Source organism: Chitinophaga sp. 180180018-3 (assembly GCF_037893185.1).
Classification (GTDB): domain Bacteria; phylum Bacteroidota; class Bacteroidia; order Chitinophagales; family Chitinophagaceae; genus Chitinophaga.
On the sequence record NZ_CP140772.1, the window covers coordinates 6,093,775 to 6,106,026 of the forward strand.

11 protein-coding genes are annotated in these 12,252 nt (G+C 46.1%); 5 read left to right on the plus strand and 6 right to left on the minus strand.

Features of this window, described 5'->3' with window-relative positions:
- The first annotated feature begins 62 nt into the window (after window positions 1-62).
- The gene (locus tag UNH61_RS23690) at window positions 63-1,001 is read left to right on the plus strand and encodes a bifunctional riboflavin kinase/FAD synthetase (RefSeq protein ID WP_326994494.1); all 939 of its coding nucleotides are present in this window, start codon (window positions 63-65) and stop codon (window positions 999-1,001) included.
- Here the strand turns inward: UNH61_RS23690 and UNH61_RS23695 are convergent, their stop codons facing one another.
- From UNH61_RS23695 to UNH61_RS23705, 3 genes are read right to left on the minus strand one after another with little or no spacing between them, the layout of a single operon-like run.
- Entirely contained in the window at window positions 1,002-1,283 is a 282-nt protein-coding gene (locus tag UNH61_RS23695) for a hypothetical protein (RefSeq protein ID WP_326994495.1), read from the minus strand.
- A gap of 18 nt (window positions 1,284-1,301) precedes the next feature.
- Window positions 1,302-2,297, minus strand: coding sequence for a DNA polymerase III subunit delta (gene holA, locus UNH61_RS23700; protein WP_326994496.1), 996 nt, complete (start codon window positions 2,295-2,297; stop codon window positions 1,302-1,304).
- Window positions 2,298-2,305: 8 nt separating this feature from the next.
- The gene (locus UNH61_RS23705; RefSeq protein ID WP_326994497.1) at window positions 2,306-3,034 is read right to left on the minus strand and encodes a ribonuclease H-like domain-containing protein; all 729 of its coding nucleotides are present in this window, start codon (window positions 3,032-3,034) and stop codon (window positions 2,306-2,308) included.
- A gap of 104 nt (window positions 3,035-3,138) precedes the next feature.
- Between UNH61_RS23705 and UNH61_RS23710 the strand changes: the two genes are divergently transcribed.
- Together UNH61_RS23710 and UNH61_RS23715 are read left to right on the plus strand one after the other, a co-directional pair.
- Window positions 3,139-4,101 (plus strand): hypothetical protein, encoded by a 963-nt coding sequence (locus UNH61_RS23710; protein WP_326994498.1) that lies wholly within the window; start codon window positions 3,139-3,141, stop codon window positions 4,099-4,101.
- 462 nt (window positions 4,102-4,563) lie between these two features.
- Window positions 4,564-4,959 carry a response regulator gene (locus tag UNH61_RS23715; protein WP_326994499.1) on the plus strand — a complete coding sequence of 132 codons (396 nt, stop codon included), beginning with the start codon at window positions 4,564-4,566 and terminating at the stop codon, window positions 4,957-4,959.
- Window positions 4,960-5,069: 110 nt separating this feature from the next.
- Here UNH61_RS23715 and UNH61_RS23720 read toward each other — a convergent pair whose 3' ends face one another.
- Window positions 5,070-6,719, minus strand: a complete 1,650-nt coding sequence (locus tag UNH61_RS23720) for an ATP-binding cassette domain-containing protein (RefSeq protein WP_326994500.1) — start codon at window positions 6,717-6,719, stop codon at window positions 5,070-5,072.
- Between the two features lie 360 nt (window positions 6,720-7,079).
- Between UNH61_RS23720 and UNH61_RS23725 the strand changes: the two genes are divergently transcribed.
- Window positions 7,080-7,745 carry a carbonic anhydrase gene (locus UNH61_RS23725; RefSeq protein WP_326994501.1) on the plus strand — a complete coding sequence of 222 codons (666 nt, stop codon included), beginning with the start codon at window positions 7,080-7,082 and terminating at the stop codon, window positions 7,743-7,745.
- Window positions 7,742-8,563: a glutamate racemase gene (gene murI / locus UNH61_RS23730; RefSeq protein ID WP_326994502.1), complete on the plus strand. Its 822-nt coding sequence runs from the start codon at window positions 7,742-7,744 to the stop codon at window positions 8,561-8,563. The genes UNH61_RS23725 and murI overlap by 4 nt, the downstream gene beginning before the upstream one ends.
- A 30-nt stretch (window positions 8,564-8,593) precedes the next feature.
- Here murI and UNH61_RS23735 read toward each other — a convergent pair whose 3' ends face one another.
- Window positions 8,594-10,642 (minus strand): S9 family peptidase, encoded by a 2,049-nt coding sequence (locus tag UNH61_RS23735; RefSeq protein ID WP_326994503.1) that lies wholly within the window; start codon window positions 10,640-10,642, stop codon window positions 8,594-8,596.
- A 126-nt stretch (window positions 10,643-10,768) separates the two neighbouring features.
- Window positions 10,769-12,154, minus strand: coding sequence for a Gfo/Idh/MocA family oxidoreductase (locus UNH61_RS23740; protein ID WP_326994504.1), 1,386 nt, complete (start codon window positions 12,152-12,154; stop codon window positions 10,769-10,771).
- Window positions 12,155-12,252 lie beyond the last annotated feature (98 nt).

A 12,252-nucleotide genomic window follows, 5' to 3' on the forward strand; every position in this document is an offset into this window, starting at 1 on the left:
CAGGCTGCAAAAGTAACAAATGTGTTAGATTTGCACGGCGTTTTTGATAGTTATTGAATTATATGCAGGTTCACAGGGATTTAGACCACTTACCGGAGATCCGTAATGCTGTTATTACGATAGGCACTTTTGATGGCGTTCATGCCGGTCATCGCTTCATTTTGCAACAGCTGAAAGAGGCTGCCGCCAGTTGTAACGGGGAAACCGTGATCATTACTTTCGACCCGCATCCGCGGGAAGTACTGGCTCCCAGACCCAATAACATCCGCTTACTGACCACGCTGTCAGAAAAGATAGTGCTATTGGAAAGAGCCGGTATCGATCACCTGGTGGTGGTGCCTTTTACGAAGGCATTCTCAGAAATGAGCGCCCGCAGCTACCTGGAAGACTTCCTGATAGCGCGGTTCAAGCCGCATACGATTATTATTGGCTACGACCACCGTTTTGGTCATAACCGCGAAGGTGGACTGGAACTGCTGGAAGCCGAGCAGCAGCAATATGGTTTCAAACTGATAGAGATCCCGCAACAGGTAGTACACGAACTGACCGTCAGCTCCACCAAGATCCGCAAGAGCCTGCAGGAAGGAGATATCAGCCTGGCCAACGAATTACTGGGTTATACCTATTTTCTCAGCGGTACGGTGGTGCATGGAGATAAAATGGGCCGGCAGCTGGGATATCCTACAGCCAATCTGCATCTGACTGATGAAAGAAAGCTGATACCAGCCGAAGGTATTTATGCTGTATGGGCGCAGCTGAGTGGCGCACCTGCCCCGGTTCCGGCGGTGATGAGCATCGGGTTCAGGCCTACCTTTAACGGAACGGACCTGCGCCTGGAAGTGCATATTTTTGATTTCAACGAAGATATATATGGGCAGGTACTGACTGTTTTCTTCGTGGAATACATTCGTTCGAACCAGAAGTTCGACAATATAGATGCCCTGATCGTGCAGATGGACAAGGATTCGGTTCAGGCGCGGGCTACCCTGCAGTTGCAGTGATCAGAATTTTTCTCCGAGGAATTCTATGACCGCCTGCCGTTTCTTAGCACCCCTGCTCAGTCTGATGGCCCCGAAGACGCACAGTACAGTAAGTCCAACCAGTAATAATATTACCAGAATAGAGGCAATTGTATAGGTGGTAGCAAATTCTGCACCTTTATCGATACCCTCTAATAATTCCCCCGAAAAGAAGAGATACAGGTAAAAAACATCTACGATCGCCAGCAGCGACGCAATAATCCACAACAGTACTGACAGTGTTTTGCGGATATAATATTTCATAGGTCGTGTTTCCGGGATTTAGTTGATGACCTTATACATGAGTTCCTTCATCAGTTCACCATCTTCCACTCCACTATCGTTAATGCCTATACTCCGCAGGTTATACTGATGCAGCAGCAGGATGGCTTTTTCAGTGCCTTCCGGTCCGTACTGCCGGGCAGCATTCAGGTAGTCTTTCACGAAAAACGGATGTACGCCCAGGGCCGCTGCTATTTCTTTTTCTCCGCCTTTTACGCTGAAGACCAGGTTGACCTTTGCAAAAAAATTGTACAGCGCAGGCAGGGTCATTTGAATGGGCGCTGCTTTGGGATTAGCAGCGAAATAAGCAATGATCCGGAACACTTTTCCGGTATCCTTCTGGCCCAGGGCATTCTGCAGTTCAAATACGTTGTATTCCTTACTGATGCCCACATATTTCTCAATATCGCTTTCGTCAATTTTTTTCTGGGCAGGCAGGTTCACCAGCAGTTTATCGATCTCATTGGCGATACGCGAGAGGTCATTTCCGATATGATCTACCAGCAGAATAGCGGCTTTCTGGGTGATGGCCAGCCCCTGGCTGCTGACATATGACTCTACCCAGGCAGGTAGTTGGTTGTCGTATAATTTTTTGGTAGACAGCATCACGCCCCGTTCCTTTATCAGCTTCGCCATTTTACTGCGCCCGTCTATTTTGCCTTGTTTATGTGCTACAACAAATATGGTGGAGGTCAGGGGATTATCTATATAGGCTTCCAGTTTCAACAGATCGCGCATGGCCTGTGCTTCCTTCAGCAAAACCACCTGCCGTTCTGCAAACATCGGATACCTGCGACAGGCATTAATCACTGCAGCCCAGTCAGTGTCCTTACCATATAGCACTGTCAGGTTAAAGCCTCTTTCGGATTCAGGCAGCAACTGATGTTCCGCATAGCTGGTTACCTGATCAATAAAAAAATCTTCCTCTCCTTCCAGCCAGTATAATGATTTAAATTTCTGCTGTTTCCAATCCCTGATAATATCCTGGTAATCCATTGAACTAGTTATTTAACAATCACAATGTCTGTCTCCGGATTTAACGAAGGCAGACGTTTGAATTTCAGCAGCAGTTGTGCTACAGCGAGTACATCCTTCTGGCAATAGGTAACGATGCGTTCCAGATCTCTCTCCTGCCAGTACACTTTAGCGACCATGCTGCCGTCGATATCGTCTTTGGGAGTTTCGATCCCCATTACAGCCGTGAGCAGTTTCAGGGAAATATAATGTTTGAAATCGCCAAAGCGCCACAGTTGCAGGGTATCGAGCATAGGAACTTCCCAGGGTTTGAAGCCATGCAACTGTAAAGGCTGGGGCAAAGATAACTGATGGATAACAGACCTCCTGCAAATAAATGGAATATCAAATTCTTTGATATTATGTCCGGCGAACTGGAAGCGGGGGTATTTCGCATAGAATTTATTTATCAATTCAAGGAAACCTGTTAGTACAATTGCTTCATCATCATTATAAAACGACTTCAGCCGGAGCTTATAGCGATTATCTTCCAGGTTGAAAAAACCCACGGAAATACAGATGATTTTCCCGAATTCAGCGTAAATGCCTGCCCTGTCGGCGTATGCTGCATCCTCTTCTCCCGAAACTGGCGCAGTTTTTGCAATTTTTTCCCGCCAGAGCTCCTGTATGTTTTCAGGTACCTGTTCCAGAGCGGGAGCAGCCGGAGTGGTTTCTATGTCCAGCAGTAGTAACTGATCTAATGCAATATTTGGAAGCACGATTGAAAAACTGTTTTATAAGCGATTATAAAATAATATTATTAATAATTACTTTTGAATAAAGAATTTTAACCATATAACTATTAAACATAAAACTCACAACTATGACGGAGAACACTTTTAACTCACCTACTCCAGGCCCGTCCGGGTCGGAGAAACCGAAGAGCCGCAATGGTCTAATTTACGGTATTTTAATAGCAGCTCTTGCCGGTACCTGGATATATATGTTATATGACAAAAATAAATCCAGTGAGCAAATCGCACAGAAAAGCGTTCAAGTAGATTCCCTGTCCTCTTCCCGCGATGCCTTACAGCAGGAATATAACGCGGCTAATGCGCGACTGGATGATCTGATTTCTCAGAACACGCGGATGGATAGTCTTGTTAAAACAAAAGATAAGGAAATACAGGACATGAAGGCAAGGATCTCCAGCATCCTGAGCAACAAGAATGCTACTCAGGCCCAGTTGGCAGAGGCCCGTCGCCTCATTGAACAGTTGAAATCCAATATAGAAGGTTACCAGCAAACTATCGAACGTCTGCAGGGAGAAAAGATAGTCATCGCCGGTGAAAGAGATGTAGCGCGTAAAGAGCGTGATTCAGTATCTGTTGTAAAAGACAGTCTGAATAAGAAAGTGGACCTGGGTTCAGTGCTGCACGCTTCTAACATTCATCTGCAACCGATCCGTGTAAAACACAACGGTAAAGAAGTAGAAACCACTAAGGCAAAACGTGCCGACATGATGCGTGTTTCCTTCGACCTGGATGATAACCGCATTGCTCCTACCGGCAATAAAGATATATATGTTGCGATCACTGCTCCTGATGGTTCGCCACTGGCAGTAGAAGCACTGGGTTCCGGACGGTTCACACTGGAAGATGGTACTGAAAAACTGTACACTACCAAGAAAACTGTAGCATATGTTACAGGCCAGAAACAAAGCGTTTCCATGGATTGGAAACAGAATTCTGATTTCAAACCAGGCGACTATGCTGTAGAGATCTACCATAACGGTTACAAGATCGGTCAGGGCAAAGTAACGCTGAGAAAAGGTGGTCTGTTTTAAATAATTGAAACGAATTATCAGCGAAGCAGCTGAGCAAATAACCGGAGCGGAGGGTAATACTCTCCGCTCTTTTTATCTCCCTAAACCAAGGTCACACTGTTTATTCCGCTGTTTTGATATTTTTTTCACTTATCTAATTTGTTAATGATTAGTTATTGCCAAAAACATATATATAAAAATAAAATTAAATTAACGTTCTTTGCTTCCGCGTTACATCCTAACCGGAGGCCACTGTGGACCCAGACCAATGCTTGAGAAGAATGTAACAGGCAGGTAAAGCCCTGACTACCCCGTTTACAATTAAAGTGAATGATCGATTCCAGCTGCTTGTAGTGCCCTGAAGTTGAAATCATTGCCCTTAATTTTTGTGAACGGCAAATAAAGCGATTCTTTCTTCGCAACGCGATTAGCGCATCTTTTGTAGCAGACTAAGTAAGATAAGAAGCCCATTAAAACCGAAGCATGGCAGACATGAACAAAATAGTGTACGTTGTTGATGATGATGAAATATTTCATTTCATTATCAAAAAAATGTTAGGGCAGCAAAGCAATGACTTGACAGTAACTTCTTTTCTGTGTGCCGAAGAGGCACTGGAACAGCTTTCCAGCAGCCCTCAGCCTCCATTGCCCTCCCTTATTATTCTGGACATGAATATGCAACGTATGAATGGCTGGGATTTCATCGAAGCATACAGGGGCCTGAAAACAACGCTTAAGAATACCATCCCTATTATTATGTGCTCTTCTTCTGTGGATGTACGGGATATACAGAAAGTACAACACACGCCGGAACTGATGGGCTATATTACAAAGCCGCTGGATAAGAATAAACTGAAAGTGATAGAAGAATATTTGTAGAATTAAGAATATAGAAAGAAGAATTAAGAAATAAAGCGAAGACCTTAGCGTATAATAATAATCGCTAAGGTCTTCGCTTTATTTCTTAATTCTTCTTTCTATATTCTTAATTAACTCGCAACTCCTACCAGATCTCCGTACATCTCTTCGCGGAGTACTTTCACGCGGTCGTCGGCGAGATATTCATCGAAGGTCATCATGCGGTCGATGATGCCTTTAGGCGTGAGCTCGATGATGCGGTTCGCTACGGATTGCATGAAGGTATGGTCATGCGTGGTGAAGAGCACAATTCCTTTGTAGTTGATCATGCTTTCGTTGAACGACTGGATGGATTCCAAATCGAGGTGGTTGGTAGGTTCGTCGAGGGTAAGGACGTTCGGATCCTGCAACATCATACGGCTAATCATGCAACGCACTTTCTCACCACCACTCAGCACAGAAGTTTTCTTCATGATCTCATCTCCACCAAACAACATTTTACCCAGGAAACCACGCAGGAAAGGCTCATCCACATCTGTTACATGAGGCGGCACATACTGACGCAGCCAGTCCATCAGGTTGAGGTTTTTATCTGTGAAGAACGCAGCGTTATCGTTTGGCAGATAAGCATTCGTCACTGTGGTACCCCACTCCAGTTTACCGCTGTCGGCCTGCGCTTCATTATTGATCACTTCAAAGAAAGTAGTAACGGCCAGGTGATCTTTAGAGAGGAAAGCGACTTTATCGTTCTTGTTTACTGAGAAAGTTACATCAGTGAACAGTTTGCGGCCATCTAGCAGTTTTTCCAGTTTCTCTACGTTCAGGATCTGGTTACCCACTTCACGCTGTTGTTTGAAGATGATACCAGGATATTTACGGTTAGAAGGTTGTATATCTTCAATAACCAGTTTCTCCAATGCTTTTTTACGGGAAGTAGCCTGCTTGCTCTTGGAAGCGTTCGCACTGAATCGGGCGATGAAGTCGAGGAGGTCTTTACGCTTCTCTTCCATCTTCTTGTTCTTATCCGCGATCTGGCGGGCCATCAGCTGGGATGATTCGTACCAGAATGTATAGTTACCGCTAAAGATCTGGATCTTGGCGCGATCAACATCCGCTACATGCGTACAAACAGCATCCAGGAAGTGACGATCGTGGGATACTACGATCACTATGTTTTCGTAGTCGGCCAGGAAGTTTTCCAACCAGCCGATTGTTTCCACGTCGAGGTCATTCGTAGGCTCATCCAACAACAGGATATCAGGATTGCCAAACAGCGCCTGTGCCAGCAGCACACGCACTTTCAGGCTACCTGTAATATCTTTCATCAACACACTATGCATGTCTTCCTTTACACCCAGATCGCCCAGGAGTACACCCGCATCGCTTTCAGCGGTGTAACCACCCATTTCACCATATTCTGCCTCGAGCTCACCTGCACGAATCCCATCTTCTTCTGTAAAGTCTTCCTTGGCATAAATAGCATCTTTTTCATTTGCTATCTCCCATAACTTCTTATTCCCCATCAATACTGTATTCAATACAGTAATGTCATCAAATTCGAAGTGGTTCTGCTTCAGGACGCTCATACGCTCTCCCGGAGTGATCTCCACAGTACCTTTGTTAGGTTCTATTTCACCTGATAATATCTTCAGAAATGTGGACTTACCTGCTCCATTGGCCCCAATCACACCATAACAATTTCCTTTAGTGAAATTGAGGTTTACTTCGTCAAACAATACTCTCTTACCGAAAGAGAGCGTTACATTTTTAACACTGATCATGCTGGCTGTGTAAATTTTGAAGCTGCAAAGGTACTTATTTTATACGGGGTTTCCAAGAAGGAATAACTACTAATATAATAATAAAATGATATTCATAATATATTTATAATTATATTTTTACAGTATTATCCGGGAAGGGAAGTCATCCGCAACGAATCAGGCCCGCCGGCAATTGGCAACAGTGGCTCACCGGAGTACTTGTCCGGGCCTGCTAACCGGTCAAAAGAACTGTTATTTTTTTATTAATAATGTTGATGAAAAAGGCCTGCCTGTTGTCTGTTATCCGATAATTGATTGTAATACATGACAGGTACATATGCTTTCTGTACGTATCTTTAGCGCGTAATAAATTGATACGGCATGACAGCATACAACCAGATATTTGAGAATAACCGGCGTTGGGTGGCCTCTAAAATGGCCACGGATAAGGAGTTCTTTGAAAAGATGGCCACCTCTCAGTCACCGGATTACCTGTATATCGGGTGCAGCGACAGCCGCGTACCTACCAACGATATTATGGGCCTGGATGCCGGGGAAGTGTTTGTTCACCGCAACATTGCCAATCTGGTTCCGAATACGGATCTTAATGTCATGGGTGTGATCAACTACGCCGTAGTACACCTGGAAGTCAAACATATCATTGTTTGCGGCCACTATAACTGTGGCGGTGTTAAATCGGCCATGCAGGCGAAAGATCTGGGCATACTGAATCCCTGGCTGCGGAATATCCGTGATGTATACCGTCTGCACATGGATGAGCTCAACGCTATTACTGATGAGCATGAACGCTACAACCGCCTCGTGGAGCTGAATACACAGGAACAGTGCATCAACGTAATCAAAACTGCCGCCGTGCAGAAGTCGTTCCTCGCCAAAGGCTATCCTACGGTACATGGCTGGGTATATGATGTAAAAACCGGCGAACTGATAGACCTACAGATCGACTTTGAGGGCGTGCTCCATGAGATACAGAAAATCTATGATTTAACCGGCTCCGGCCTGATGCAAAAAGACACTGAACCATGAAGGGACCAATCGGGGTATTCGACTCCGGATACGGAGGCTTGACTGTGCTAAAGGAAATAGAAGCGGAATTGCCGCAATACGACTATATCTACCTCGGCGATAATGCCCGTGCACCATACGGCAACCGTGGATTCGACACGATTCATGCTTACACACTGGAGTGTGTGCAAAAGCTGTTTGATATGGGATGTCCGCTGGTGATTGTTGCCTGTAATACTGCTTCGGCTAAAGCATTGCGCACCATCCAGCAGAAAGACCTGCCGCGTATAGCTCCCAACAACCGCGTGCTGGGTGTGATACGGCCCACTACTGAAATGGTAGGTACTATTACCCAAACCGGTGAAGTAGGCATACTGGCCACTAACGGCACGGTATCCTCAGCATCGTATCCGATAGAAATACGGAAGTTTTTCCCGAATGTAAAAACCTATCAGCTGGCCTGCCCTATGTGGGTTCCGCTGATAGAAAATAATGAACATGAAAGTGAAGGCGCTGATTATTTTGTAAAAGAGTATCTGGACAAAATATTGTCGCAATCATCGGAAATAGACACACTGGTACTGGGCTGCACCCATTATCCGCTGCTGATGAAAAAGATCCGGCAGTTTCTGCCCGGAGGCATTACGGTGCTGTCGCAGGGAAAGATCGTGGCCCACAGCCTGAAAGACTATCTCCTTCGTCATCCGGAAATGGAAACAAGGCTCAGCAAAACACAACACCGCAGCTTTTATACGACGGACGATCCCAGTATTTTTGATAAGATGGCCGAGATCTTCTACGAGAAAAAAGTATCCTCTGCGAAAATGTATACGAGTTAAAAAAGCCGCGGTTACAAAACCGCGGCTTTTTTATTTTCCTTCCAGTTTCAGCAAAAATGCATACTCCAGTGCTACTTCTTCCAGCGATTTGAATCGCCCGGAAGCCCCGCCATGTCCGGCTTCCATGTTGGTGTGCAACAGCAGCAGATGGTGATCTGTTTTCAGCTCCCGCAGCTTGGCCACCCATTTGGCCGGTTCCCAGTATTGCACCTGTGAGTCGTGTAAACCGGTAGTGACGAGCAGATTTGGATATGCTTTACTGGTTACGTTATCGTAAGGGGAATAGGATTTCATGTAATCGTACGCATCCTTGTTCTTGGGATTTCCCCACTCGTCAAATTCTCCAGTAGTCAGCGGAATGCTTTCATCCAGCATGGTAGTTACTACATCTACGAATGGCACGCGGGCAATTACGCCATGAAACAGTTCGGGGTGCATGTTCACTACAGCGCCCATCAGCAGGCCGCCGGCACTGCCTCCCATTGCATAGAGATGAGCCGTATCGGTATACTTCTGCCTGATCAGATATTCTGCACAGGCAATGAAATCGGTGAAAGTGTTTTTCTTTTTAAACATCTTTCCATCTTCATACCATTGGCGGCCCATTTCCTGCCCTCCGCGTATATGCGCAATGGCGTAAGCAAAACCGCGATCCAGCAGGCTAATCAGGTCCGAATCGAATGAAGATTCCATGCTGTTGCCATAGGAGCCATAGCCGTAAAGCAAGAGCGGACTTTTTCCGTTCTTTTCAAATGTTTTCTTATAAACAACAGACACAGGCACCTTTGTACCATCGCTGGCCGTGGCAAACAACCATTCAGTAGCATAGTCCTTAGGATCATATCCACCTAATACCTCCTGCTGCCGTTTCAACTCACTCTTACCGGTTTCCATGTTGTAGTCGAACACGGAATTAGGGGTAATGAGAGAAGTATAATGATAGCGGAACTCCTTACTGTCGAGCTCAGGATTGTTGCCGGCGTATACGTTGTAAGTTCTCTCGGGAAGTGGAATCGACTTTTCAGTATGTGTTCTTTCGTTGATTACGCGGATATGTGTAAGCCCACCCTTTCTTTCTTCCAATACTGTAAAATCCCTGAACAGATCGAAGCCTTCCAGTAATACATCGTTCCGGTTGGGGATGATCTCCTTCCAGTTCTGGCGGGATGTTTTATCCACAGAAGTTTCCATCAGCCGGAAGTTAAGCGCATTCCAATTGGTGCGGATGTAGAATTTATTATCCCGGTGCCCGATATCATAGAGCATGTCTTTGGTGCGCGGCTGAAATACCCGGAAAGCATCGTTGGGCCGGGAAGCGTCCAGGATGCGGCATTCGGACGACAGGGTACTTTCGCTGCTGATAACGATATACTTGCCCGACTTGGTTTTAGAAACGCTTACATCGAAAGTTTCGTCCGTTTCGTTGAATACTTCTTTATCGGCCGTATTCCCCAGTTCATGACGCATGACACGATCGGCCCGGAGGGTCACCGTATCCTTATGCACGTAGAAAAGGGTTTTGTTATCGCTGGCCCAGGCGCCACCCGGATCGGTATCGGGAATCTCATCGGGCAGCAGTTCGTTGGTATCCAGGTTTTTGATACGGATGGTATAACGGCGACGGCTAACCGTATCGATGGCATAAGCCAGCAGGTGGGCATCCGGGCTTACGCTTAATCCGCCTACATGGCAATAAGCGTGGCCCTGCGCGAGTTGATTCACATCCAGTATTACCTGTTCTGATGCTTCGAGACTACCCTTCTTGCGGCAGTACACGGGATATTCTTTTCCGTGCTCAAAGCGGGTATAATAGTAGTAACCATTTTTGAGATACGGCACTGTCACGTCTGTTTCCTTAATGCGGGATTTCATCTCGCTGAAGAGTTTTTCCCGTAGTTTTTTTTCGGGAGACATGACAGTGTCGAGGTATGCGTTTTCGGCGTTCAGCCAGGCGCGTACATCAGGATTCTCCCGGTCGTTCATCCAGTAATAATTATCGATTCGCTTATCACCGTGGATATTGAGTTCTTTTGCTATTTTCTTTGCCACTGGCGGCTGGATAGTCGTCTGCTCATTCATAGTATTCTTCTTTTCATTACAGGACAAAAGCAAAGTTCCCAAAAGCAACAATAAATTACCCTGGAAGTGTTTAAACATAGGAGATAGATTTAAATAGTACTGTAAACGTAAAAACAGTGTTACAAATTACACTATTTTCATGTTCACAGGATCCCATTTAATGACATTCCTGCTGAAATAGCTTTTGTTGGTCACCAGTGCGGGTCCGGCAGCTCTGAGACCAAACACTGCGTCTTCCACCACCGGTTTACCGGAGCGCATAGATTCGAAAAAGTTGGTGAAGTGATCTAACCGGTCGTCGTATCCATGTGGAGCTGCGTAGCTGTCGCCCGATTCGATGGGCTTACGGGCGCTTTCCGGATATTTCGCATCGTATTGTTTTACGAATAGTTTTTTCTCTGCGTCTGTGAAAGTGTTATAAGTATCCCATCCGCCATAGCCGGGGGCTTCGGGAAGTTTTTGTTTCTTTATTTTAAAGTCGTTCCATCCCATTTCCATCACACCTTCGGTACCGATAAGGCGGGTATATTCGCCACCGCCGCTGCCATCGGCAAAGTTTACGCGGAGCGTCATCTGGAAGGCGGGATGTTCTTTGGTTTCAGGGTAGTTAAAAATGGCCACCATTACGTCGGGCACATCCCGGCCATCTTTCCATTGCACCAGGTTGCCGCTGGCGTAAACAGATTCGGGCCCGAGGGAGCCGGTAATAAAATGCAGACCGGAAATGAGATGTACAAACAGATCGCCGGGCACGCCTGTACCGTAGGCCTGGTAGTTGCGCCAGCGGAAGAAGCGAATAGGATCGAAAGGTACTTTGGCGGTATCCTTCAGGAAAGTATCAAAATCCATGGTAGCCGGCGATGCATCGGTTGGAATAGAATATTGCCAGGCGCCCAATGCGCTGTGGCGGTCGATCCGGGCATCTACGAGGTTGAGTTTTCCGATATCTCCGGCGAGGTAACGTTTACGGGCTTCTGCCATGGCGATGCTGCTCACGCGCTGACTACCTACCTGAAATACCGCTTTGGTGCGTTTCTGGGCAGCTATTACTTTGTGTCCTTCTTCGATCTGCTGTACCATTGGCTTCTCGCAATAAACTGCTTTACCGGCTTCCATAGCGGCAATGGCAATTGTATCGTGCCAATGATCGGGCGTAGCAATAATAACGGCATCTATATCCTTTCTTTTCAGTATTTCGCGATAATCGCGGGTGGTAGCCACCTGGGCGCCAAATACTTCCTTAACGCGGGTCAGATGACCGTCGTACAGGTCGGCCGCCGCCACCAGCTCCACGCCTGGCACCTGAAGCGCTGTATGCACATCACCAAAGCCCATGATCCCCATTCCTATACCGGCAATACGGATCTTATCATTGGGAGATATTCTTTTCTGCGGCTGAAGCAGATGTATATTTTCTGGTTCTTTACCGAGGGCTGCCAGATGGCCGATGCCCAACAGGGCTGCAGTACTGCTGATGTGTTTGATAAACTTTCTGCGAGATTGATCAGACATATAATGTGGGTTTATAAAGGGAACCACATAATAATAAAAAAAATCATGAATTACGAATTATGAATTACGAAATAACCCGAAGACCTTAGCTGATAATT